This window comes from Actinomadura rupiterrae, from assembly GCF_024172125.1.
In the GTDB taxonomy this organism is placed as follows: Bacteria; Actinomycetota; Actinomycetes; order Streptosporangiales; family Streptosporangiaceae; genus Spirillospora; species Spirillospora rupiterrae.
The window spans coordinates 13,226-36,223 of sequence record NZ_JAMZEA010000001.1 but is presented as its reverse complement, the minus strand read 5'-3'; the positions used below and the strand labels follow the sequence as shown (position 1 = coordinate 36,223).

19 protein-coding genes and 2 tRNA genes are annotated in these 22,998 nt (G+C 73.1%); 8 read left to right on the top strand and 13 right to left on the bottom strand.

Annotated elements, in window-relative coordinates:
- Position 1: 1 nt before the first annotated feature.
- From FHU30_RS00140 to FHU30_RS00125, 4 genes are all read right to left on the bottom strand, one after another.
- The gene (locus tag FHU30_RS00140; RefSeq protein WP_253869815.1) at positions 2 to 898 is read right to left on the bottom strand and encodes a putative Ig domain-containing protein; all 897 of its coding nucleotides are present in this window, start codon (positions 896 to 898) and stop codon (positions 2 to 4) included.
- Complete coding sequence (locus FHU30_RS00135; protein WP_253869813.1) at positions 895 to 1,896, bottom strand: MotA/TolQ/ExbB proton channel family protein; 1,002 nt, start codon at positions 1,894 to 1,896, stop codon at positions 895 to 897. The genes FHU30_RS00140 and FHU30_RS00135 overlap by 4 nt, the downstream gene beginning before the upstream one ends.
- The gene (locus tag FHU30_RS00130) at positions 1,893 to 3,746 is read right to left on the bottom strand and encodes an FHA domain-containing protein (protein WP_253869811.1); all 1,854 of its coding nucleotides are present in this window, start codon (positions 3,744 to 3,746) and stop codon (positions 1,893 to 1,895) included. Before FHU30_RS00130 ends, FHU30_RS00135 begins: the two co-directional genes overlap by 4 nt.
- A gap of 282 nt (positions 3,747 to 4,028) precedes the next feature.
- Positions 4,029 to 4,718, bottom strand: coding sequence for a Crp/Fnr family transcriptional regulator (locus FHU30_RS00125; RefSeq protein WP_253869809.1), 690 nt, complete (start codon positions 4,716 to 4,718; stop codon positions 4,029 to 4,031).
- Positions 4,719 to 4,961: 243 nt separating this feature from the next.
- On the opposite strand from FHU30_RS00125, the gene FHU30_RS00120 reads away from it, so the two are divergent.
- Genes FHU30_RS00120 through FHU30_RS00110 form a run of 3 tightly spaced genes read left to right on the top strand, consistent with a single transcriptional unit; the run spans position 4,962 to position 8,465 of the window.
- Positions 4,962 to 5,477 carry a (2Fe-2S)-binding protein gene (locus FHU30_RS00120; RefSeq protein WP_253869806.1) on the top strand — a complete coding sequence of 172 codons (516 nt, stop codon included), beginning with the start codon at positions 4,962 to 4,964 and terminating at the stop codon, positions 5,475 to 5,477.
- Positions 5,474 to 6,430: an FAD binding domain-containing protein gene (locus FHU30_RS00115; RefSeq protein WP_253869803.1), complete on the top strand. Its 957-nt coding sequence runs from the start codon at positions 5,474 to 5,476 to the stop codon at positions 6,428 to 6,430. The genes FHU30_RS00120 and FHU30_RS00115 overlap by 4 nt, the downstream gene beginning before the upstream one ends.
- 22 nt (positions 6,431 to 6,452) lie before the next feature.
- Positions 6,453 to 8,465, top strand: coding sequence for a xanthine dehydrogenase family protein molybdopterin-binding subunit (locus tag FHU30_RS00110; RefSeq protein WP_253869801.1), 2,013 nt, complete (start codon positions 6,453 to 6,455; stop codon positions 8,463 to 8,465).
- Between the two features lie 218 nt (positions 8,466 to 8,683).
- Here the strand turns inward: FHU30_RS00110 and FHU30_RS00105 are convergent, their stop codons facing one another.
- The 3 genes from FHU30_RS00105 to FHU30_RS00095 all read right to left on the bottom strand — a co-directional run bounded on the left by FHU30_RS00105 (position 8,684) and on the right by FHU30_RS00095 (position 9,988).
- Positions 8,684 to 9,034, bottom strand: a complete 351-nt coding sequence (locus tag FHU30_RS00105; RefSeq protein ID WP_253869798.1) for an STAS domain-containing protein — start codon at positions 9,032 to 9,034, stop codon at positions 8,684 to 8,686.
- A 187-nt stretch (positions 9,035 to 9,221) separates the two neighbouring features.
- Positions 9,222 to 9,294, bottom strand: a tRNA-Lys gene (locus FHU30_RS00100).
- 115 nt (positions 9,295 to 9,409) lie between these two features.
- Complete coding sequence (locus FHU30_RS00095; RefSeq protein WP_253869796.1) at positions 9,410 to 9,988, bottom strand: response regulator transcription factor; 579 nt, start codon at positions 9,986 to 9,988, stop codon at positions 9,410 to 9,412.
- A 1,024-nt stretch (positions 9,989 to 11,012) separates the two neighbouring features.
- Here FHU30_RS00095 and FHU30_RS00090 point away from each other — a divergent pair.
- The 3 genes from FHU30_RS00090 to FHU30_RS00080 all read left to right on the top strand — a co-directional run bounded on the left by FHU30_RS00090 (position 11,013) and on the right by FHU30_RS00080 (position 13,434).
- A complete protein-coding gene (locus tag FHU30_RS00090) occupies positions 11,013 to 11,294 on the top strand; it encodes a hypothetical protein (RefSeq protein WP_253869794.1) in 282 nt (93 codons plus the stop codon).
- 301 nt (positions 11,295 to 11,595) lie between these two features.
- Positions 11,596 to 11,841, top strand: a complete 246-nt coding sequence (locus FHU30_RS00085; protein WP_253869791.1) for a hypothetical protein — start codon at positions 11,596 to 11,598, stop codon at positions 11,839 to 11,841.
- A gap of 162 nt (positions 11,842 to 12,003) precedes the next feature.
- The gene (locus tag FHU30_RS00080; RefSeq protein WP_253869788.1) at positions 12,004 to 13,434 is read left to right on the top strand and encodes a hypothetical protein; all 1,431 of its coding nucleotides are present in this window, start codon (positions 12,004 to 12,006) and stop codon (positions 13,432 to 13,434) included.
- 149 nt (positions 13,435 to 13,583) lie between these two features.
- Here FHU30_RS00080 and FHU30_RS00075 read toward each other — a convergent pair.
- The 3 genes from FHU30_RS00075 to FHU30_RS00065 all read right to left on the bottom strand — a co-directional run bounded on the left by FHU30_RS00075 (position 13,584) and on the right by FHU30_RS00065 (position 15,062).
- Positions 13,584 to 13,659: transfer RNA gene (locus FHU30_RS00075), tRNA-His, on the bottom strand.
- A 67-nt stretch (positions 13,660 to 13,726) separates the two neighbouring features.
- A complete protein-coding gene (gene orn / locus FHU30_RS00070; RefSeq protein WP_253869785.1) occupies positions 13,727 to 14,326 on the bottom strand; it encodes an oligoribonuclease in 600 nt (199 codons plus the stop codon).
- A 34-nt stretch (positions 14,327 to 14,360) separates the two neighbouring features.
- On the bottom strand, positions 14,361 to 15,062 hold the full coding sequence (locus FHU30_RS00065; protein WP_253869783.1) for a pyridoxamine 5'-phosphate oxidase family protein: 702 nt from the start codon (positions 15,060 to 15,062) through the stop codon (positions 14,361 to 14,363).
- 69 nt (positions 15,063 to 15,131) lie between these two features.
- Between FHU30_RS00065 and pdxR the strand changes: the two genes are divergently transcribed.
- Entirely contained in the window at positions 15,132 to 16,526 is a 1,395-nt protein-coding gene (pdxR, locus tag FHU30_RS00060; RefSeq protein ID WP_253869780.1) for a MocR-like pyridoxine biosynthesis transcription factor PdxR, read from the top strand.
- 10 nt (positions 16,527 to 16,536) lie between these two features.
- Here pdxR and FHU30_RS00055 read toward each other — a convergent pair whose 3' ends face one another.
- The gene (locus tag FHU30_RS00055; protein WP_253869777.1) at positions 16,537 to 17,256 is read right to left on the bottom strand and encodes a hypothetical protein; all 720 of its coding nucleotides are present in this window, start codon (positions 17,254 to 17,256) and stop codon (positions 16,537 to 16,539) included.
- Between the two features lie 386 nt (positions 17,257 to 17,642).
- Here FHU30_RS00055 and FHU30_RS00050 point away from each other — a divergent pair, with 386 nt between their 5' ends.
- Complete coding sequence (locus FHU30_RS00050; protein WP_253869774.1) at positions 17,643 to 18,737, top strand: phosphotransferase family protein; 1,095 nt, start codon at positions 17,643 to 17,645, stop codon at positions 18,735 to 18,737.
- A gap of 9 nt (positions 18,738 to 18,746) precedes the next feature.
- Here FHU30_RS00050 and FHU30_RS00045 read toward each other — a convergent pair whose 3' ends face one another.
- Entirely contained in the window at positions 18,747 to 20,972 is a 2,226-nt protein-coding gene (locus FHU30_RS00045) for a hypothetical protein (protein WP_253869772.1), read from the bottom strand.
- Positions 20,973 to 21,292: 320 nt separating this feature from the next.
- The gene (locus FHU30_RS00040) at positions 21,293 to 22,852 is read right to left on the bottom strand and encodes a sigma-70 family RNA polymerase sigma factor (protein ID WP_253869770.1); all 1,560 of its coding nucleotides are present in this window, start codon (positions 22,850 to 22,852) and stop codon (positions 21,293 to 21,295) included.
- Positions 22,853 to 22,998 lie beyond the last annotated feature (146 nt).

Below are 22,998 nucleotides of genomic sequence, written 5' to 3'. Positions count from 1 at the left end.
ATCACTTCCTCGTCGCGCGGCGTCCGCCCGCGACCGTTGACAGCAGTTCGAGCAGCCCCGGGATGCGTTCGCCGCCGAAGCCGAAGAGGATGAGCCAGGCGAAGACCGCCAGGCCGGCGTACCGAACGATGCGCTTCACCCAGTCCCAGATCCGGTCGGCCCTCGTCTTGGGCCCCTTCTCGACGACCAGGACCACGCTCTGCTGCGCTTTCGCGCCGCCCGCGTCGGTGATCGACATATCGAACCGGCTCGACCCGGCGTGCTTCGGCCTGCCGGTCAGCATCCCGTCGGCGCCGAACGCCAGACCGGCGGGAAGCTTGCCGCGCAGTTCCCACTGGAAGGGCGCTGTCCCGGTGTCCGGGGAGAACGCGTGCCGGTACTCCCGGCCCTTGACCGCGTAGAGAAGGCTGACCGGCGCGGGGATGCGCAGAGGCGGAGGTGGGACCGGCGGAAGGGACGAGTCGGGCGCCACGCGGCGGGAGCCGAACGACAGCACGCGCCGATCCGTCCGGCCGCCGGCGTCGGTCACCTCGACCGTTGCCACGGTGTCCGCACGGCGCAGCGGTTTTCCCTCCACCGTGCCGTCGGCTGCGAGGCGCAGACCGGTGGGCAGGGACCCCGAGACCAGCCGCCACTGGATCGGCCCGGCACCGCCGAGGACGGCCAGCGTCAGCCGGTAGTCCCGGCCGACGAGGGACGTCGGCGGCGCGGTCGTGGCGATGCGCGGGCCGGCCGCCGCCGGGGGAGCCGCGCTGAAGGCGCTCGTCACGCTGAGCATCACGGCGACGAACACCAGCGTCGCGATGATGATCAGCAGCATGTCCACGAACCGCAGCTCGACGGGCTGGTCGCCGAGGCCGGCGTAGCGCCGCCGGCGGACGCGGGCGACGGCGGTCATGCTCCCCGCCCCCCGTTCTGCCGCTGGAGGACGAGGGGCGCGCCGATGGATTCGTGGATCTGCAGGAGCGTGCCGTTCAGCGCGACGAGCTGGGCGTTCAGCTCCTCCCAGCGGACGTCGTCCAGCCGCTCGGCGAGCTCCTGCGCGGCTTGGTCGGCGCGCGCGAGCCCCTCCGCCAGGCCCTGGATCTCCTGGTTCGGGATGGGAAACGCCGGCGGCGCGCCCGCGGACGGCCGCGCCGCACGCGAGATCCCGGCGGTGCGCTTCACGACCCTGTCCTCCACCATCAGCAGGAGCCGCTGCTCGCGGACGTTCGTCCAGGTCAGCAGGAGGTGGCAGACGACGCTCGCGCCGAGTGCCAGCAGCGTGGCGGCGAAGGCCTGCGCCAGGTGCGGGAGGACCTGGACGACGAGCGCGTTCTTGAGCGCCGAGTAGTCCTGGGCCGACCTGATGCTCCCGCCGAGACCTCGCACGGACGCCGACATCTCCGCCGCGGTCCCCAGGAAGCCCAGCGCGGGCATGGCCCATACGAGCGCGCGCGCCGCGCCGTAGGCGATGTCGCTCTTCCCGTGGTCGAGTTCGGAGTAGGTGGCGAGGAGCCCTTCGTCGTGCGCGTTCTCCGCCGCCTGCCGGATCCGCGTCAACCGCCGGTCGACGAGGCTTCGCTGCGTGCCGGATGCGCCGATGGACGGGCCCTGCTCGGCGGCGACGATCGAGCTCCGCTCGATGGCCACGTAGGACAGGCGTCCGAGGGCGAAGAACACCACCCAGAGCGTCGCCGCGACGATGAGGGCCGCGATGATCCCGACGGGGCCGTCCTCGCGCAGCAGGCGTCCGGCGAAGGGGATCCAGCCGAGCAGGTGGGTGAGGAACCCGACCAGCGTGATCGCGATCGCGCAGCCTCCCGCGATCAGGAATCCGGGCGCGCTGTCCGAGTCCTCCCGTCCCGGGATCGCCCGGTCCGCGGACATCGTTCGGTAAGAGGGTGTGTTCGTCATCGGGACTCCTCCTCACAGGCGGGTTCGGTCTCCTCACAAGCGGGTCGGGTCTCCTCGCAGGCGGGTTCGATCCCCTCATAGGCGGATTCGGCCTCTTCCCCGGCGGGTCCGGTCTCCGCCGTCCGCTGGGGGTCGTGGAACTCCAGCACCCAGAAGCGGTCGGCACGCCCGGCCCCGGCACGCCCGGCCCCGGCACGCCCGTCCCCGGGACGGACGCGAATGAGGACCTCGTCACCGTTCTCCAGCCACGTCGGAGCCGCCACCGGCTCCGGCTCGTCCTGGCCGCGGCGGCGGATCAGGGGCAGGTTCCGGCCGCGCGGCTCCAGCGACCAGCGCCCGGCGTGGCGCGTCAGGCGGCAGTGGTCGCGGTGCACCAGGTCGCAGTCCACGGCGATGTCGGGCGCCATGCCGGGGAAGGGCCGGCCGACGCGGATCTCGTCGCGGCGGATCCGGTTCCCGGTGAGCACGATCTCCGAGACGCCGTCCTCGGGCGTCCGGACTCTGAGGAACACGGCCCGGGACGAGGCGTCCGGCGCCGGGACGGACCGTCCCGCGACGAATCGCTCGGCGGCCGCGACCGCCTCGCTCGGACGGGTGCCAGGGGGGAGCGTGAAGGGCGGCACGGCACGGAGGCGTGGCCGCCGATCCGCCGCCTGCGACGCAGGCGCGCCGGTGCCCGCCCGCTCGGAGAGCAACGCGTGGAAGTGCGCGTCGGCCACCGCGTCAGGGTCCGGCAGGCCCAGCGCCACGGTCAGGGGACCGGCGAGGGCGCGGCAGTCGCGCCAGAGCTCGGGACGGGCGGTGATGACCAGGTAGGAGCCGTGATCCACGAGCCGCTCGGCGTGCGTCTCCAGGTCTTCGGCGAAGGACTCGTCCGGTGAGTCGGTCGCCGGGGCGTTCAGATCGAGCAGGTAGCCGCAGCCGGTGGCCAGGGGAAGGTCGCCGACCGAGGGACGGCTCCACCGCTTCACCACGTCCCGGATCGTGATCCCGGTTTCGAGCGACAGCTTGTCCAGCTGGTGGAGCGCGGTCGTCCGCCGTCCACCGGGTTCGGCCTCCACGACGGCGAGGTGCCTCGTCCGGAGCAGGTCGTACAGGCGGGCGGCGCCGGGAGGGGCGACGTACCGCGTCCGGATCGAGTTCAGTTCCCTGGCGGGCACGGGAAGGGACCGCTCGTCCCCTGTTTCGGGCCCCATGGGACGGCCAGGGAGGCCCGTGGCGCTCGGCGCGTCCTGCTCGGCGCCGGTTCGGGCGTCAGGGAAGCCCTGGCTCAGCAGCACGCCCGACGGCGCGGGGATGAAGAGCCACGCGTCCTCGGAGAACTGCTTGACCTGGGCATGAACGGGGATCAGCTCGCTCGGCCGCAGGGCGGTGAAGCCCGCCTCCACGACGTCCTCGTGCACTCGGCTGGAGATGACCGCCGCCACGCGCGTCACCTCGGGATCGGTCAGGAGGAGGGCTTTCCGGGGCGGATCCGAATCGAGCAGCCGGCAGGCGTCGTTCAGGGGCTTGCCGATGCCGTCGCTCGGGCTCTCGCCGCCGGTATAGGGAAGCGGACCCAGATGCACGCTCACCCGCATGCGCAGGCGAAGGGCGGGGTCCAGGGCCCGCAGCGCCCTGGTCTCCTCCTCCAGGACCGCCTGCAACTCCCCGAGGAACGGGTGGAGGACGAGCGGGACGCTCTCCACGGGCAGGCCGAGGATGTACCCGTCGCCGGTCGACTGCGGGAACCGCCGGTCCTCCCAGCTGAGGCCGGAGCGGCGCATCGCCGTCTCCAGCACGCGGGGGACCGCCTCGCTCAGGTTCGGCTGGCGGACGGCGGCGTTCCGGGTGAACCCTTCGAGGTCCACGGCGAGCACGGTATGGAAGGGCGAGAGTTCGCGGCTGAAACGAGGCCCGGGGGCCGCTGTCGCCATAAGGGGCTCCCACTTCGAAGGTCTGCTGGGCCTTCAGGATCGGCGGGGGCGGGAGAGGCCGCTGCCCAACATTGGGCAGCGCGCCCACTCGTCTCTCAACAGGTGTCGGCGCGCCCGGACCGGCGCGGGCGGCCTTTCAAAAGGTGTCGGCGCGGCTCAACAGTGTCGGCGCGGCCGGCCCGGCGCGGGCGGTATCTCAACGCGTGTCGGCGGGGCTCAGCAGGTGTCGGCGCGGCCGGTCTCCTCGGCGCGGCGGCGGAGCGCCTCGGCGTTCCGGATCGTGACCAGGCGCGGCCTCGTGTCGATGATCCCGAGGGTCCGCAGCCGCGCCAGGACCATGCCGACGGCGTTCCGCGAGGCGCCGACCATCCGGCCGAACTCCTCCTGGGACATGCCGAGGTCGACGCGCAGCGCACCGCGCTCGTCGGGGAAGGCGAGCCGGTCCAGGGTCAGGCAGACCCGCTGGTCCAGGGTGAGGCCGGCCAGCTCGGCCCGGCGCCGCTCGGACTCCTGCAGCCGGGTCTGGTACAGCGTGACGATCTTGCCGGGGAGCGCATGGTCCGACACGAAGCGCAGGAAGCGCCGGCCGGAGATCGAGTGGATCTCGCAGTCGGTGACGGTCTCCACGGTGGCGGTGCGGCCGCTGCCGCTGAGCACCGCGATGTCCCCCAGAACTTCCCCGATGGTGCGGATCGCCAGCGGGAAGACCGCGCCGTCGGCCTCGATCCGCGAAACCTTCACGCGTCCCCGGACGAGGACCATGACGACGTCCCCCGGATCGCCCTGCCGCATGAGGACGCGCCCCTTGGAGCGCCTGCTCCGCGGCCCGAGATCCAGGAGCTCGCGCCAGGTCTGGGGGTCGAGGTGGGCGCCCAGTCCGGTCAGGTTCGGTTGGTGGGTCCCCATCGCCTGATCCTCCGTTCCGTCCGGTGTTCGGGCGCCATCGAATGAGACGGGGCGGAGTCCCGGGGCGTTCGCAGGGGACAGACCGTCCCGCTGGTTGCGGAGCGTCCGATATCGACCACGCGGCTCGGCCGGCTCGATCGCCCCCGGTTCGACCGCCCGGTTCGACCGCCCGGTTCGATCGCCCGGCGATTCGGACGCCGTGGAGGGCGTTCCTGCCCGGGCCGGGTGGGTACGTTCCGGATCATGACGGAGAAAGCGCAGGTCAGGATCGGGGTGAACGGGCGGGCGTACCGGGTCGAGGTGGACACGCGCACGTCGCTCCTTGATCTCCTGCGGGAGGGGCTCGACCTGACCGGGACGAAGAAGGGGTGCGACCACGGCCAGTGCGGTGCCTGCACCGTCCTGCTGGACGGGCGGCGCGTCAATGCCTGCCTGGTCCTGGCCGTCGCCGCGGACGGTTCCGAGGTCACCACGGTTGAGGGGCTGGCCTCGGGGGACGAGCTGTCCCCGATCCAGAGCGCCTTCGTCGAATGCGACGCGTTCCAGTGCGGATACTGCACCCCCGGCCAGCTCTGCTCGGCGGTCGGGATGCTGGACGAGGCCAAGTCGGGGTGGCCCAGCGCCATCACCGACGATCTGGCCGAAAGTCCGGTTCCGGAGCTGAGCGCCCGGGAGATCCGCGAGCGTATGAGCGGAAACCTATGCCGTTGCGGCGCTTACGTGAACATCGTCGAGGCCGTCCGGAGAGTGGCGAAATGAGGCCCTTCACGTATGCGCGGGCCACGACGCCGGACGAGGCCGTCGACCTGTACGGCGAGGGTTCCGCCTACCTCGGCGGCGGGACGAACCTGGTCGATCTCATGCGCCTGGGCGTCGCGCTGCCCTCGCAATTGGTGGACGTCACGCGCCTGCCTTACGACCGGATCGAGGTCGATGGCGACGGTCTGCTCATCGGCGCAACCGTCCGAAACTCGGATCTCGCGGCGCACGCGGTTGTGCGGGAGCGGTTTCCGGTATTGGCGCGGGCGGTGCTGTCCGGCGCGTCCGGCCAGATCCGGAACCTGGCGACGGTCGGCGGAAACCTGCTGCAACGCACGCGCTGCTCGTACTTCCAGGACGTCACGCGCCCGTGCAACCGGCGCGAACTCGGCGCGGGCTGCTCGGCGCGCGAGGGCGACCACCACAACCTCGCCATTTTCGGCAACACGCCCGAATGCATCGCGACGCACCCGTCCGATATGGCCGTCGCGCTCGCCGCGCTGGACGCCAACGTCGTGATCCACGGACGCGACGAAATCCCCCTGGACAGCCTGTACGGCCACGATCCGGTCAGGAACTCGACGCTCGAACCGGGCGACCTCATCACGCACGTCCGCATCCCGGCGCTGGACGGAATGACCGGCACCTACAAGAAGGTGCGTGAACGCGCGTCGTTCGCGTTCGCGCTGGTCTCGCTGGCCGCCGCAGTGGACGTCAAGGACGGCGTCATCCAGGACTGCCGCCTCGCGCTCGGCGGCGTCGCCGCGAAACCCTGGCGCGCGCGCAGAGCCGAAGCGGCCTTGCGCCAGGCGCCCGCGACCGTCCCAGAGTTCTCCCGCGCCGCCGACGCCGAACTTGCCGGAGCGGAACCGCTGCGCGGCAACGCCTACAAGGTCGATCTCGCCCGCAACCTGATCGTCGGGACATTGAGCGAGCTGGCAGGGGCCCGGTGAGGTGCGGCGGAGGGGAGCTGGCGTGACTCGGGTCGAAGCGCACGACAAGGTGACCGGGGCGGCTCGGTATGCCTACGAGTATTCGGCGGACACCGTCACGTACGCCGCCGCCGTGACGTCCACGATCGCGTGCGGCGAGATCGAGGCGGTGCACGCCGACGAGGTTCGCGCCATGCCGGGCGTCATAGCCGTGCTGTCCTGCGAGAACGCGCCGCGCCTGAAGCAGGACGAGCGTGACGGCGAGCTGAACGTGTTCCAGAGCCGGAAGGTCTCCTACCGGGGACAACTCGTCGCCGCGGTGATCGCCGAAACGTCCGAGACGGCGCGCGAGGCCGCTCGCCTCCTGCGCGTCACGTATCGTGACGAGCGCCTGCCCGAAATCGAACTGCGCGCACCGGACGAGACGGAGGACGAGAAACCCCACGGCGACCCGGTGGAAATGGGCGATCCGGATGCCGCGTTCGCGGTCGCCCCGGTCCGGCTGGACGTGACCTACCGAACCCCACCGGAACACAACAATCCGATGGAACCGCACGCCACTCTCGCCTACTGGGAGGGTGACAACCAGCTCACCGTCTACGACTCGAACCAGGGGCCGTCCCGCGTCCAGTCGACGCTCGCGCGGCTCCTCGGGCTGGACCGGCCGAACGTCCGCGTGATCTCCCCGCACGTCGGCGGTGGTTTCGGCTCGAAGGGGACGCCGCGTCCGAACGTCGTCCTCGCCGCGATGGCCGCCCGCGTGGTCGGACGACCCGTCCGGTTCGCGGTGACACGCCGGCAGATGTTCGCCATCACCGGCTACCGGACGCCGACCATCCAGCGGATCAGGCTCGGCGCCGACCAGGAGGGCCGGCTCACCGTCCTCGCGCACGAGTCGAACGAGCAGACCTCGACGCTCCGCGACTTCGCCGAGGAGGCCACCAACCCGTCCCGCGTCATGTACCAGGCGGCGAACCGCCGCATAGCGGGCCGTCTCGCGCGCCTGGACGTGCCCAGCACGTCCTGGATGCGCGCCCCCGGCGAAGCCCCGGGCATGTACGCGCTCGAATGCGCCATGGACGAGCTGGCCCGCACCCTCGGCATAGACCCGATCGAGCTCCGCATACGCAACGAGCCCGAAAACGATCCCACGACAGGGCAGCCCTTCAGTTCGCGCAATCTGCTCGCGTGCCTGCGCGAGGGCGCGGTCCGTTTCGGCTGGGGCGCGGACATGCCGCCCTACACGGGACTGGGGGTCGCGGCGTCCACCTACCCGGTTTTCCGGATGGCCAGCAAGGCATCGGCCCAGCGCCACGGCGGCGGCAAGTACAGCGTCCGCATCGCCGCCATCGACATCGGCACAGGCGCGCGCACCGCCCTCACTAGGATCGCGGCCGAAACCCTAGGCGTCGAGCCGTCCGCCGTAAGGCTTGACCTCGGTGACAGCGCCCTGCCTACCGCGCCCCTAGCCGGAGGCTCGAAAGGCACCGCGAGTTGGGGGACAGCCGTCGTCCGCGCGTGCGAGAAGCTCCTGGCCGATCCCGGCGCGCACGAAGCCCTCGCCGACACGGCGGACGAGGTAGAGAACGCGCCCGACTACTCCAGGCACGCGTTCGGCGCCCACTTCGCCGAGGTCAGCGTGGACCCGGCCACCGGTGAGGTCCGCGTCCCGCGCCTCCTCGGCATGTACGCCGTCGGACGCGTCGTCGACCCCGTCCTCGCGCGGTCGCAGTTCATCGGCGGCATGACGATGGGCATCGGGATGGCGCTCACCGAGCACACCGTCCTCGACCGCGACGGCGGCTTCGTGAACACCGACCTCGCCCAGTACCACGTCCCCGCCTGCGCGGACGTCCCGTCCATCGAGGCCTTCTGGCTGGACGAGCAGGACCTGAACCTCAACCCGATGGGCACCAAGGGCATCGGTGAGATCGGCATCGTCGGCACGGCCGCCGCCATCGCCAACGCCGTCCACGACGCCACCGGCGTCCGCTACCGCGACCTGCCCCTGACCCCGCAGACCATCCTCCCGCGCCTAACCCCCCAACCCGCCTGACCCAGAACGGCACAACCCGCCAGCCGCGGCGGCCGAGAACGCGCGGCGGGCGAGAATGCGGGGCTGCCGAGCCCGCGCGACGCCCGAGAACGCGCCGCGAGCGAGGGCGCGCCGCGGCCGAGAACGCGCGCCGGCGAAGGGCGCACGGTGGCCAAGCGCGCGCGACGGCTGAGGGCGTGCGGCGGCCAAGGGCGTGCGGCGGCCCGGGGCGGGTGCGTTCAGGGGCGGAGGACGGCTTGGACGGCTTCCTCCACGGTCGGCCATATGCACATGTGCTGGGTCAGGCGGCCTGCGCGCAGGACGCGGAGGAGGTCTTCGAGTTGGCAGCAGAACGCCAGCCGGCAGCCCACGGCGTCCGCGTGCCGGACGGCCTGGAGCAGCGACCGCAGGCAGCCGGTGTCGCAGAAGGCGACGCCGTCCAGGCTCACCACGAGCGGGAGGTCGCTCTCGGTGAGCTGGCAGAAGAGCTCGGCCTCCAGCGCGGGCATGCTGCTCGCGTCGAGGTCCCCGTACAGGGCGACGACCCGGTGGTCCGGGTTGCGGACCACGATCGCCTGGTATTCGTCCATCGGCTTCGCCCCTGTTCACCGCGATGGGCGGGCGGTCGCCTCCCTGCGAGGCGGGAGTGCCCTCCAGTGAACCAGGAACGGTCCGGCCGGTTCATGCGCTCGGCGAAGAAAAACCGGCTGCGGCCGAGCGCGGACATGCCGAAAGCCCCGAAGGCGCGCTGAAGCGGCCCGGGGCTTTCGCTGCGGGTGCGCCGTCAGGGACTTGAACCCCGAACCCGCGGATTAAGAGTCCGCTGCTCTGCCAATTGAGCTAACGGCGCGTCGTCGTCCCGGTCGGCTCCGTGGCCTCCCTGGCGACGAGAAAGAGATTAGCAGGGCTCCGAGCCCTGCGCGAATCGGTTATCCCGCCCAGCGGCGGCCGGGCAGGGGGCGGGGTCAGTCGCGGCCGGGGAGGGCGCTGACCAGGCCGCGCCAGAGGGCGATGGCGGTGGCGCGGGAGCTGACGCCGAGCTTGGCGTAGATGCGGTTCACGTGGTTCTTGACCGTCTTCTCGCTGAGGAAGAGCTGCCGGGCGATCTCGCCGTTGGAGCGGCCGCTGGCGATCAGGTCCATCACCTCGGACTCGCGGGCGGACAGGCCCATGCTGATCCGGCTGGCGTCCCGGACCCCGCGCAGCACGTCCCGCGCGGTGAACGCGCCCGGGACCAGGTGGCCGCAGGCCCCGCCGCGCACGGCCGAGTCGACGGCGCCCGAGTCGTCCGGACCGGCGAGGACGAACACCCGGGAGGCCCGGGCCAGCTCGGCGGTGCGGCCGGCGCGCGCGGCGGACGCGTCCAGCAGGACGACGTCGGGACGCAGCCGCCCGGCCAGCTCGACCGCCGCGGCGGCCTCACCGGCCTCGGCGACCACGTTCAGCTCGTCGCTCGCCGACAGCAGGCGGGCGACGTCCGCGCGTGCGGACGCGTCACCGCCCACCACCAGTACGCGAAGGGGGGCCGTCTCGTCCACGCTCATCCCGTCTCCGGCGGTCGCGTTCGTGGGCAGGGGAGGAGCATAACCCGACGATCATTCAGATACCACGGGGTCGACCGGACGCCCGTACGCGGACCGTCCTTTCCGGCACCGGAGAACCCGCCGGTCCGGCGGTGTCCTCCCTGATCAACGGACGCCTCGTGCTTTCCGCACCCGTTCCGGCGGCATCCGAACGCGAACGCAACAACCTTCAACCGAACACCGTCAGACCAGCGGATTTCGACGTCCGGACCCCACATTCCCACCACGCCCGGCCCAAAACGCGCGCGGACGCCCCCGACCGCCCCAGTCCAAACGCGCGCGGACGACCCTGACCGACCGGGCCCAAAACACGCGCGGCCGCCCCTGCCAAACGTGCGCGGCCGCCCCTGCCGAACGTGCGCGGCCGCCCCTGCCGAACGTGCGCGGCCGCCCCTGCCGAACGTGCGGGGACGGGGCTGACAGTCCGCGTCCAAAACGGGTGCGGGTGGTCAGGAGCGTCCTGCGTGACGCGTCCGAGGGGAGTTCGCCGGGCGTGGCTGGTCTCCAGGCGGTCCAAGGGCTGGGAAGGTGGCGTGGAAAGGGACGCAAAGTGGCGTCCGGAGAAGGCGGGCCCCGCCAGTGAGTCCGGAAATGTCCGCACCTGACGGACCACTGTCGGAAGCGGTACCAAAAACCGGACCCGGCGGCTATTGACTCTCCTGCGGCATCCGTAGTGACGCGCAATGTCTGGGTTTAGGGTGGCATTCGATGATGCCGGGCCCATCTCGCTCGTGGGGCGATACTTCCTGGTAGACCTGCTTCCTGGTCCGCATGCTGGCTCTGGCCGGTTTGTTGCCACATAAAGTGTTGTTGGTGATGGTTTCTCTGGCCAAAAATCCTTGAGGGTATTTTTGTCAATGCACGTTACGGGCCCCGTGATCCAACGTATAAATGGATCGCCTGCTCCTTGGAACGAGGCGCAGGGGACCGTGACGGGGTGCCACTTCCGGTACGCCGATCCGAGAAGAAGACCGAAAGGAAACCAGTGAAGGCCTACAGCAACGCCGACCTCGACCTGCTCGCCGGTGAGCTCCTGCCTGAGCGCGCGGTCCTGTCCACCCTGCCGATGAGCGGCGGCGGTGACTCCTACAACAACAACAACGCCGGCGGCTTCGGCTACGGCGGCGGCTCCACGGTCGTCACCAACGCCTGCCAGAGCAACATCACCCGCTCCGACAGCGGCCTGCTGCAGCTGGTCGGCCTGCACGCGCAGAACGACGCGTCCTCGTTCACCTGCGCCCCCGGCACCGCCGTCTCGGGCCACTGATCGTCATCGCCGCGGGCGGGATGACCCCGGTCCCCGCCTGACACCGGGCTCCGGAGCCCGGCCCGCCGGACCCTCGAACCGGCGCCGGGCTCCGGTGCCCGCCAGATGAACTGATCCGCTCCGGCCTCCCTTCGGACTCGGGCTTCTCCGTGCCCGCGTCCGACCGAGGCCGGAGCCTCGGTGGGGAAGGGCCGCTGGGAGTAGGCCCTTCCCCATCTGCCTTCGCCCCTCGCCACCCGCGGATCCGCGGCTCCCTTTTCACCGCCCGTCCGCGGCCCCCCACCACCCGCGAAAGGGTGCCATGTCCAGTGCACCAGTCCGAGCCGCCACCTTCGCCGAGCTCGGTGCCCTGTCCGCCGAGGCCCTGCCGCCCCGGACGCTGCTGTCGGTCGTGACGCAGAGCCCCCGCCTGCCCCGCACCGAGGTCTTCTACGCCTGCCAGCACACCTGGTCGAGCGGCACGCCCGGGATCCTGAACACCGGCCTGCTCGCCGAGCCCGCGCGCTCCACGACCACGTGCATCCCCGCGGTCATCGTCACGCACTGACCGCCTCGCCCAGACGCCGATCCGCCAGACGCCGATCCGCCAGACGCCGATCCGCCAGGCGTGGATCCGGCAGGCGTCAGCGTGTCCAGATGCCGACCTGTCCAGATGCCGACCTGTGCAGGCGCCGACCCGTGCGGGCGTCGGCCAGTCCGATGGAGGGATATGAACACCCCAGCGTCCCCGAGTGAGCACGCCGTCGCCGGACGCCGCGTCCTGCCGACCCTCGCCGAGGGCGCCGAGCTGCTCGGGGAGTACCGCAACTCCGGCTACCGCGAACCTCCCCGGCTCGTCCGCCTGCCGAACCGCCAGCTCGTCCGCCTCGCGCCCCTCCTCTACCTGGTGGCCGAGGCCCTGCGCGATCTACCCCCACCCCCCGCAAGCCCCCCGCCTTCCGCAAGTCCGCCGTCTTCCGCGGACGCGGTTTCAACGGGTGATGCATCGCCCGCAGTAGGCACGGCCATCGCGCGGGACGGTGAGGTGGCGGCGGCGTTGGACGAGGCGGCGGCCACGGTCAGCAGGAGGGCAGGGGTGCGGATCACGGGGGAGCAAGTCGCGTACATCGCCGACACCAAGCTCGCCCCGCTCGGCATCACGTCCTACAGCGATGGCAGGCCGCCCCCGCTGGTCAAGGCAGACCCCTTCCTGGGGCTGCGGTTCAGGATGACGCTGCTGCCCGAGCGCGGAACCTGGCTGCTCGCCGGGATGTTCGCGTGGCTGTTCCACCCGGTCGTGCTCGTCCTTGCCATGGGAGCGGTCGCGTCGAGCGAGATCTGGCTGCTGGGCTCGCATTCGCCCGCGGAGGCGCTGCGCCAGGTCATCATGCGGCCGGTCACGATCCTGCTCGTGCTGGCGCTGTCGGTGTTCTCGTGCCTGTTCCACGAGGCCGGCCATGCCGCCGCCTGCCGTTATGGCGGTGAACGGCCCGGAGTGATGGGTTGCGGCATCTACCTCGTCTGGCCGGCGTTCTTCACCGACATCACCGAGTCGTACCGGCTGGGCCGCGGCGCCCGCCTCCGGACGGACCTCGGCGGCGTCTACTTCAACGGCCTGTACATCGTCGCGCTCACGCTGGCCTACCTGCAGACCGGCTTCGCACCGCTGCTGGTGGTGGCCCTGTACGTGAACATGGAGATCGTGCAGCAGCTGCTGCCGACGCTGCGGTTCGACGGGTACTACATCATGTCCGACCTGGTCGGCATCCCCGACCTGTTCAAGTACATCGGGCCGATCCTGAGCCGCACCGTGCTGCGCCGTCCCGCCGACGTCCGGCTGGACGTGCTCAAGCGCTGGCCGCAGCTGATCGTCACCGCGTGGGTCGTGACGATCGTCCCCGTCCTGGTGCTCCAACTCGGCATCCTGTTCCTGAGCGTCCCGGGACTGGTCGTCGATCTCTGGCGGATGACCCGGACGCTCGCCGCGAACGCGACCGCGGGACCGCTGGAGACCGTCGTCTCCGTCCTGCAGATATTGCTGCTGGCGCTGCCCGTGCTCGGTCTGGCCCTGCTGGCCGCGCAGCTCGTCCGATGGCTGGCCCGCAAGATCGTCGCCCTCGCCGTGTCCCGCCCCCGCCGCCCCGCCGACCAGGCCGCCTGAACCACCGCCCGAGCCCGCATGGAGCCCCGACCGTTCTGCGGTCGGGGCTGTCCGGGTGCCGGATCGGCCGCCGTCCCCTTCAGCGGGCCACGCGGCTCGTCCGGGAAAGAGAAGAGGCCGGTTCCGCTGTGCGGAACCGGCCTCTCTGCTGGGGTGAGTGAGGGGACTTGAACCCCCGACATCTTGGACCACAACCAAGTGCTCTGCCAGCTGAGCTACACCCACCATGGCCGGGCTTGCCCGGCGAGAATCAGTGTAGCGGTTCGAGGGGGGTGGTCGCGCACCCGGTTTTTCAGGACTCGGCGATGACCTTGGCGGCGAGGGCGCGGGCCGTCTCGGAGTCGGGGCCGGGCTGGGGGACGAAGACGGCGGCGCGGTAGTAGCGCAGCTCCACGATCGACTCGGTGATGTCGGCGAGGGCGCGGTGGCCGCCCTTCTTCTCCGGGCTGGCGAAGTAGGCGCGCGGGTACCAGCGGCGGGACAGCTCCTTGATCGAGGAGACGTCGACCATCCGGTAGTGCAGGTGGCCGTCCAGGGCGGGCATGTCGCGGGCCAGGAAGGAGCGGTCGGTGGCGATGGAGTTGCCGCAGAGCGGGGCCTTCTTGGGCTCCTTGACGTGCCGCCGGACGTAGTCCAGCACGGTCTCCTCGGCCTCGGCGAGGGTGACGCCGCCGGGCAGGACGTCGAGCAGGCCCGAGGCGGTGTGCATGTCGCGCACCACCTTGCTCATCTGGGTGAGGGACTCCTGCGGCGGCTTGATCACCACGTCCACGCCCTCGTCCAGGATGTTGAGCTCGCTGTCGGTGACCAGGGCGGCTATCTCGATCAGCGCGTCGTGGCGCAGGTCGAGGCCGGTCATCTCACAGTCCACCCACACGAGCCGCTCATTCATGGGTTCACCTTACGACCCCGGGGCTTGCGGTGGGTCAACCGCGTTGGAACGTGGCCGGGATGTGTCCGGGGACGGGGATGCCGGCGCGCAGGGCGGGGTCGGGGACGGGTTCGCCGTAGGCCGTCCGGACGGGGACGACGCCCGCCCAGACGTCCAGGGCGTGGTCCTCGGGCTCGTCCACGGGGTCGCCCTGGCGGAACTTGACCGACGCCTCGTCCAGGGGGAGGGCGAGGACGGCGGTGGAGGCGAGCTCCTTGCGGGACGGGGCGCGGGCGGCGTCCCACTGGCCGGGCGCCACGTTCTCCACGACCGCGCGGAGCCCGCGCAGCTTCTCGGCGTCGGCGGTGACCGGGCGCGGGACGCCGTAGACGACCGCGCTGCGGTAGTTGATCGAGTGGTGGTTGACCGAGCGGGCGAGGACCAGGCCGTCCACGAGGGTGACGGTCACGCAGACCTCGCCGGACGGGGCCGCCAGCAGGGACGACGCGCCGGTCGATCCGTGCAGGTAGAGCGTGTCGCCGTCGCGTCCGTAGGCGGTGGGCAGGACGCGCGGCGTCCCGTCGACCACCACGCCGAGGTGGCAGACGCACGCCTCGTCCAGGACGGCGTACAGGTCGGCGCGGTCGGTCCGGGCGCGCTCGCGCTTGCGGCCGAGCCGGGTGCGCCCGGTCCCGGACAGCGGAGCGGAGCGGGACGGATCCGGGTCGGCGGAGGTCGGCGGCTTCGCGGTGCTCATGACGACCTACGCTAGGAGCCGAGTGGACTGGTGCGAAGAGCCACTTCGAGGGGATTCCGGGAGACCACTTTGGGGACGTTCGACCTGCCGCTGACCGTGGACCGCGCCCGCGACGAGCCGCTCGGCGCGCAGCTCGCCGCCCAGCTGCGCGCGGCCCTGCGGGACGGCCTGCTCGTCGCGGGCGAGCGGTTGCCGTCCGGGCGGGCGCTCGCGGCGGCGCTCGGCGTCAGCCGGACGGTCGTCACCGAGGCCTACGAGCAGCTGTACGCGGAGGGCTGGCTGGAGGGACGGCACGGCTCCGGGACGTACGTGACCGAGATCGTCCCCGCGCCTCGTCCGGCCTGGAACGGGCCGGAACCGCACGAACCGGTCGCGCCGGACGGCATGGTCGACCTGCGTCCCGGCACGCCGTGGATCGGCGGCCTGGACAGCCCGGCCTGGCGGCGCGCATGGCGGATGGCGGCCTCGGCCGTCCCGTCGGCGCGTCCGGACCCGCGCGGGCGGCCCGCGCTGCGGGAGGTGCTGGCCGAGCACATGCGGCGCAGCCGCGGCGTGTCCTGCACCCCGGACGCCGTCGTCGTCACGCGCGGCATCGGCAACGGGCTGGACCTGCTCGCCGCGACCGCGCTGCGGCCCGGCGACCGCGTCGGCGTCGAGGATCCGGGGTGGGGACGGGCCCGTACCGTTCTGTCCGCGCGCGGGATGACACCCGTCCCGTGCCCGGTGGACGAGCACGGCCTCGTCGTGGACGCGCTGCCGTCCGGCCTGCGGATGGTCTACACGACGCCGTCCCACCAGTACCCGCTCGGCGGCGTCCTGCCGGTGCCGAGGCGGCAGGCGCTGCTGGCCTGGGCACGCCGCACCGGCGCCCTGGTCGTGGAGGACGACTACGACGCCGAGTTCCGGTACGACGTCGCGCCGCTGCCCGCGCTGTTCGACCTCGATCCGGAGATCGTGGTGCACCTCGGCACCACCGCCAAGAGCCTCACCTCGGACGTCGGGGTCGGCTGGCTGGTCGCCCGTCCCGAGCTGGCCGCCGCCGTCGCGCGCCGCCGGAGCGACCTCGCCGACCGGACCGCCGCGGTGCCCCAGGAGGCCGTCCGGCTGCTGCTGGAGCGCGGCGACCTGGACCGGCACGTCCGCCGGATGCGCGCCGAGTACGCCCGCCGCCGCGCCGTCGTCACCGAGGAGCTGGCCGGGCTTCCGCTGGTCGGCGACACCGCCGGCCTGCACCTGGCCGTGTCCCTGCCGCCCGGACGCGCCGAGGCGATCGCCGCCGAGGCCGAGCGGCACGGCGTCCTGCTGGACACCCTGGAACGCCACCACGCCGGGCCGGTCCGCTTCTCCGGCCTGGTCATCGGCTACGGCGCCGTCTCCGGCCGCACCGAACTCCGCGCCGCCTGCGCCCTCGTCCGCCGCCTCATCACCGCTACCGATAGCGGAGGGGCGGCGGCAACGGCCTGACGGCGGTCTGTCAGCGGGCGCTCGCCGGGACGGGTTGGGGCACCGCGGCCGCGGTGGCGGGCTTGCGGGTGAGGAGCGGCTTGCGCGGGCCGCCGTTGCTCAGGGGGCTCTCCTCGGGAGGAGCGGGTCGGGGACGGGGGATCGGCGCCAGCGGGGTGTCGGTGCCGGTGACGCGGCGGACGTCGATGCCGCCCGGATCCGGACGGACCTCGCCCGGCACCTGGGACGCGCCGTAATGCCCGCCGCGAGCCCACGCCCGGCGCTCCCGGCGGGCCTCGTAGGACGCCGGGATCGGCAGCGGCGGCCCGGCGGGCCAGCGCCGGGCCACGCCCCACGCGTCCAGCCAGCGCATGATCGGGTCGAGCCCGGTCAGCAGCGTGTTGGTGAACGGGTCGCGGGCGTGCCCGACGACCATGATCTGCGCGCAGACCCGTCCTTCCCGGCCGACCGCTCCGCCGCCTCCGCCCGCGTCGCCGCCCGCGTCCCCGGCCAGGGCGCGGGCCGCGCGGACGATCGGGATCAGCTGGACCGCCTCCCCGGACACCGGGTTCCAGACCAGGTGCGCGGGCCGTCCGCTCTTGGCGAGGTCGGCGGCCACCGACCACGCCGACACGGCGCGCGGGTCGGACTCGCTGGTCAGCCACACGGCCCGGGGGGCGCCGCCCCGGAGGGCGCCACCGTCCTGTCGTGCGGGCAGCCGGACGGCTTCGGGCAGCCATGCGTCGGCCACGGTGCGTCCCCCCCAATGGGGCGTGCGGTCACGGCCCCGCTCGGTCCGGTCCTTGCCTTCTGGCCCGACCAGGCGGAACAGGCCGCCCGGCCGGCCCGCCCTCGGGCCGGTGTGGATGTTTTTCGGCATTCGTGCCTTGTGTCGCTGATGACTACCCCTACGGGCGTCCGCTCTCACCTGGGACGGCGACTTTCCTGCGTCCGAACCGACCGAAATCCGGGGCGCGCACCTTCACGCCCGACGTACGCGCAGGTGAGGGGCTGGTGGGAAGGGTGGGGACCATGTTGCGCCGCGTGGCCGGATCCGGCCGGAGGGTGACCGCCCGGTCGCGGCGATCCGGGGGTGGGCTTCCCACGATGAACCGAGCCGCGTTCTAATAGGGCGTCATGACCGCACACGCTGAACTCCCGGCCGGGGTCCCCGGCATCGACGTGCCCCGCCTGGCCGCCTGGCTGGCCCGCGAGCTGCCCGGATCCGGGCGGATCGGCGGCATCGACCTGATCGCGGGCGGACGGTCCAACCTCACCTACGCGATCACCCTGGCCGGCGGCGACCGGGACCGCATCGTGCTGCGCCGCCCGCCCCTCGGCCACGTCCTCCCCACCGCGCACGACATGGCCCGCGAGTACCGCGTCCTCTCCGCGCTCGGGACGTACGGGAGCGGGGTTCCGGTGCCGGCGGCGCTCGCGCTCTGCGAGGACGAGACGGTCATCGGCGCGCGGTTCTACCTGATGGACTACGTCGAGGGGCGCGTCCTGCGCACCCGCGAGGACGCCGCCGACCTCACCCCCGAGCAGGCGCGCGGCCTCAGCGAGGAGCTGGCGTCCGCGCTCGCCGCGATCCACACCGTCGACGTCGAGAAGGCGGGCCTCGGCGGCTTCGGCCGCCCGTCCGGGTACATGGAGCGGCAGCTGCGCCGCTGGGGCAAGCAGTGGGACGCGTCGCAGCACGCGATCCGCGCCACCGGGATGGTTCGCGACCTGCCCGAATACGACCGGCTCGTGGCCCGGCTCGCCGAGCGCCTGCCCGCCGACGCGCCCGCCCGGCTCGTCCACGGGGACTTCCGGCTCGACAACGCGCTCGCGCGGCTGGAGCCGGAACCGGAGATCGCGGCCGTCGTGGACTGGGAGATGTCCACGCTCGGCGACCCGCTCTCCGACCTCGGCCTGACGCTGGTGTACTGGGCCGAGGCGTCCGACCCGGTGCTGCTCCCGGTCGGCGCGACGATCACGACGGCGCCCGGCTTCGCGACGCGCCGCGAGTTCGCCGAGCGGTACGCCGCGCTCACCGGCTACGACCTGGCCGATCTCGACTACTACGTGGCGTTCGCGTGCTTCAAGCTCGCGGTCATCCTGGAGGGCATCCACGCCCGCTTCCTGCAGAACGCCACGGTCGGTGAGGGTTTCGACCAGATCGGCGCGGCCGTGCCGGTGCTGCTCGGCCGCGCCCACACCGTCCTGGACGCGCGCTCGCCCTGGTAGCCCCCGCGGTCAGCAGTAGGTGACGACGGCGGTGCCGGACGGGGAGAACGCGACCTGCCCGGTGCGCGAACCCCAGCACATGGCCTCGCGCGAGACCTGGATCCGCGCGGACTGGCCTGCCGCCAGCGTGCCGCCGCCGGACGCCGACAGCCCGTCCGAGACCCCGACGACCCGCCAGGTCACCGAGCCGCCCGTCGCCGTGATGGTGACCGTGCAGCCGTCGCCGTAGCCGATGGCGCAGCCCGCCACCGACAGCGTCCCCGGACGAGGCGGGCGCGGCGGCTGGTGCGAGTGCGACGGCGGCGGGGCGGGGGAGCGCGTGGGCGAGACCGACGTCGACGGCGTCTCGGTCGGGGACTTGCTCGGCGACGGCGTCTTCTTCGCACGCAGCGTCGGCGACCCCGACGGCGTCCCCGCCGCGGACATGGAGGGTTCCACGACGCTTCCGGACGGCTTGGGCGACACCGGCTCGCCGCCCTTCGCCACGTGCCCGGACCCGCCGCCGCCACCGGCGAACGCCGCCGCCGCGACCCCGATCAACGCGACCGCGGCCACGCCGCCGGTCCCGGCGAGCAGGGCCCGCTTGCGTCCGCGCGCGGCGCGCATCTCACCGGCGACCCAGCGGTCCCCGTCCTCGGGGATCCGTCCGGAACGCGTCGGTTTCAGCACGTCCCCGTCGTCGGCGTCGCGCGAGTGCCGTCCGCCGCCGGACGAACCGCGCCCGCGCGAGCCGGAACGGCCGGTCTCGTCGGTGCCGGGGACGACGTCGAACGTGAGCGTCGTATCCGGAGCACTACCGGAAGGCCCGTCCGCTGCGGCGGTGGCACCGGCAAGCCCGCCAGGGGCGTGCTGCCCGTTCCCGCCCGGGGCGGCCTGCCCACTTGCGCCCGGTATGCCACCGGACGCGTGCTGCCCGTTCCCCGCACGCGGGTCGCCTGGCGCGAAGCCTTCGCCCATTCCAGGGCCGCCGTTGGACGCGTGGCCTGCGAGAGGGGCACCGGGCGCGGAACCTTCGCCCACGCCGGTGGCTGCGTTCGGGTCGCTCGGCGCGAATCCTCCACCCGTGCCAGGGACGGGACTGTGCCCGTGTGCCGCGAGAGGGTTGCCGAGCGCGGAGACATCGCCGTTTTCGGGGAGGCTGCTCGGGGCGGACCCGCCCGGCCCCGCGAGGACGTCAGGGCCGGAGTGCCTGGTGTGGTCGTCCTGGCCGGGTGCGGAGTACGAGTCCGCGTGGCTTCCTGCGGGCGCGTCGGCGGGGCGAGGGGAGTCGTCCCAGGTCGGGTCGGCCGAAGCCTCCCAGGCGGGCATCGCGGGGGCGGCCTGCATGGGCTCGTTCGCGCGTCCGCGGCGGCCGCGCTTCTGGCGGCGGGACGGCCGGTACGGCGTCGGCCAGCCGTCCGAGTCGAGGGGCTCGACGAGCGCGGCGGCCGAGCGGCGCGCCTCGGCGCGGCCCGGCGAGGCGGCGCCGTTCAGCAGGTCCAGGCGCAGGTCGGCCGGGATCGCGGCGACCGGCATGTAGCCGAGGACCTGGTCGGCCGGGCCGTCCGGCACCTCGTGCGCGGAGCAGATCCGGCAGGACGCGACGTGCGCGCTGAGCGTGCGGGCCTCCGGCGGCGCGGGCGGCCACGACTTCGGCAGCATCGCGCCGAGCTCGGGGCAGTCCCGGGAGTGGCGGCGGGTGACCAGGGCGGCGCGCAGCCCGTCGGTGAGCCCGGCGCGCGCGTCGGCCAGCGCCGCGTCCGCCTCGGCGGGCGACAGGCCGAAGATCTTGCCCAGGTCGGGCGCGGGCAGCCCGTGCCGGACGGCCAGGTCGAGCAGCTCCCGCTGGCGGCCGTCCAGCGCGCCGAGCGCGGCGTGCGCCAGCTCGCGCCGTTCGAGCAGCCGGCCGCGCTCCTGCCGGGACATCTCGTCCGCCCCGGCCTCGGGGGCCTCCTGGCCGGTGCTGCGCGACGGGTCGTCCCGGCGGCGCAGGCTCTCCTTGCGCGCGATCGCGTAGAGCCAGCCGCGCAGCCGCTCGGGCTCGCGCAGCGCCGTGACGTGCTCGCGCGCGGCGAACAGGCAGCCGCGCAGCGCACCGGCGGCCTCGACGCGGTCCCGGAGCAGCCCGTGGCAGTAGTCGAACAGCGGCGGCGCGAAGGCGTCGTACACCTCGCTGAGCGCGATGACGTCACCCGTGCGGAGCGCCTCCACGAGCCGCGGATCGTCGCTCGCACCGGGCACGGCCCGACCGGTCAACTGCAGCCTCCGGGGTTGGTCGGCGGTCACATCCCGCGCCGGTCCGACGTCGGACCGGCGTCCTTGGTTGACCGATCTTGCCACCGTCGGCCCGCGGTTTGGCGCGGTGTCGGATTTCGGACGGCCCCGACCGCGCGATCCGCGCCCCCGCGTCCCCGCTGACCATCGCGTTTACCCCGATGTGAGGAAAATCTCCTTTTCCGGGAAGCGCCCCTTCAATACCCACAGAACGTCGCGACGGCCGCGCCGAGCGTGATCGTTTCCCTCACCTGAACCGACCTGCATGATCACTCACGGAGATCATCCAAGGGCCCGTGGAGCTAGCCGCACGTCCACGAAACGGTGACGCTGCTCCCGGGACTGAACGGCACGGTCTGGTCGCTCGCCTCGCTGCAGGAGCCGAGCGAGATGGTCACGTGGGCGGTCTCGCCGGCGTGGAGGGTGCCGCCGCCTCCTGCCGAAAGGGGCGACCGGGCGCTGACGCTCCAGGTCACCGTGCCGCCGACCGCCGCGACGGTGATGTCGCAGGACTTGGTCTCCGGCGAGAGGGTGCACATCCTCGGCGAGACCGCGAGGCGTCCGGCCGGGACGGTCTGGGAGGGGCCGGACGGCGGGGCGGAGTGCGACGGCGGACGCGGTGAGTGACGGGACGGCGAGGGGGAGTGCGGCGACGGCGTCGGGGACGACGCGGACGGCGAAGGCGACGTGCTCAGCGTCGGCGAGAGGGTTTCGGACGGTCCGGATGACGAGGTCGGCGAGTCCGTCGATTCCGGGTCGCCGCTCCCGGACGGGTGCGGCGTGCTGCTCGCGTTCGTGCTGGACGTGCCCGGCATCAGGAAGAAGGCGATGCTCACGATCGCGATGACGGCGGCGGCCGCGGCGACGGCGGGCCAGAACCTCGGGGACGGGCGCTGCGGACGGTCGTCCTCGCCGGACCGCCGCTCGTCCAGGGGCAGCGGCCAGCCGTCCTCGTCGAACGGCTCGGCGCGGTCGGCGGCGGCGAGCAGCCGGTCGAACCTGGACGGGTCGGACACGGCGGTGAGCACGGCCGGACGCAGGTCCGCGGGCATCAGCGCGACCGGGAGGACCTGCAGCAGGCGCGCGGTCGAGACCGTCCGGCCGCGGCGCTCGCGGCAGACCGGGCACGTCTCGATGTGCCGGACCAGCCGCCGCACGGCCGCCGGAGGCAGCGGCGCGTCGCCGTCCGGCTGCTCGCCGGCGAGCGCGGCGACCTCGGGGCAGTCGTCGCGTCCGGTGCGGGCGATCACCGCGACGGCGAGCGCGTCGTCCAGGCGGCGGCGGGCCTGCCGGGTCAGCTCGGCCGCCCGCTGCGGCGGCAGGTCGAGGACGGCCCCGACCTCGGCGGTGTCCAGGCCGTGCCGGAGCAGCAGGTCCAGCGACTCGCGCTCGGAGCCGCGCAGGTCGCCGAGCGCGGCGTGCACGAGCCGCCGGGTGGCGAGGCGGCGGGTGCGCTCCGCCTCGTCCAGGAACAGGTCCTCGACCTCGGGGGCCTCGTGCCGCTCGGCGGGACGCTCCGGATCGCGCAGCCGCCGCAGGCACTCGTTCCGGACGAGCGCGTACAGCCACGCGCGGAACCGCGCCGGGTCGGTCAGCCGTCCGGCGTGCGCGTAGGCGGCGAGCAGCGCCGCGTGCAGGGCGCGGGCGGCCTGGTCCTGGTCGCGCAGCAGGGCGTGGCAGTAGTCGAAGAGGCGCGCGGCATAGGCGTCCACCAGGCGCGCGAGGGCGTCGGTGTCGGGCGGCGGCAGCGGTGCCGTCGCGTCGCCCGGCGGCGGCCCGGACAGCACGTGCGCCCCGGTTCTGGCCAGGCTGCGCGCCAGCCGTTCGTCGTCCAGGCGGTCGAGCGTGGGCCAACCAGACACGAGGTCCTCCCGCGGGCCGGGCACAGGGGATGGGGTGGAGGAGCGCGGCGGCGGTCGCGGCCGGGCCGTGTCGCCAGGGGGCGCGGATCGCTCGGCGGTGCGGTCCCGCCGCGGGCGGGCGGAGGTCGGACGACCCCCGGGGAAGG

Bases quoted from the DNA above. Each gene is read 5' to 3' on its own strand.
- FHU30_RS00140 (WP_253869815.1), bottom strand. From the start codon at position 898: ATGACCGCCGTCGCCCGCGTCCGCCGGCGGCGCTACGCCGGCCTCGGC.
- FHU30_RS00135 (WP_253869813.1), bottom strand. From the start codon at position 1,896: ATGACGAACACACCCTCTTACCGAACGATGTCCGCGGACCGGGCGATC.
- FHU30_RS00125 (WP_253869809.1), bottom strand. From the start codon at position 4,718: ATGGGGACCCACCAACCGAACCTGACCGGACTGGGCGCCCACCTCGAC.
- FHU30_RS00120 (WP_253869806.1), top strand. From the start codon at position 4,962: ATGACGGAGAAAGCGCAGGTCAGGATCGGGGTGAACGGGCGGGCGTAC.
- FHU30_RS00115 (WP_253869803.1), top strand. From the start codon at position 5,474: ATGAGGCCCTTCACGTATGCGCGGGCCACGACGCCGGACGAGGCCGTC.
- FHU30_RS00105 (WP_253869798.1), bottom strand. From the start codon at position 9,034: ATGGACGAATACCAGGCGATCGTGGTCCGCAACCCGGACCACCGGGTC.
- FHU30_RS00095 (WP_253869796.1), bottom strand. From the start codon at position 9,988: ATGAGCGTGGACGAGACGGCCCCCCTTCGCGTACTGGTGGTGGGCGGT.
- FHU30_RS00085 (WP_253869791.1), top strand. From the start codon at position 11,596: ATGTCCAGTGCACCAGTCCGAGCCGCCACCTTCGCCGAGCTCGGTGCC.
- FHU30_RS00080 (WP_253869788.1), top strand. From the start codon at position 12,004: ATGAACACCCCAGCGTCCCCGAGTGAGCACGCCGTCGCCGGACGCCGC.
- orn (WP_253869785.1), bottom strand. From the start codon at position 14,326: ATGAATGAGCGGCTCGTGTGGGTGGACTGTGAGATGACCGGCCTCGAC.
- FHU30_RS00065 (WP_253869783.1), bottom strand. From the start codon at position 15,062: ATGAGCACCGCGAAGCCGCCGACCTCCGCCGACCCGGATCCGTCCCGC.
- FHU30_RS00050 (WP_253869774.1), top strand. From the start codon at position 17,643: ATGACCGCACACGCTGAACTCCCGGCCGGGGTCCCCGGCATCGACGTG.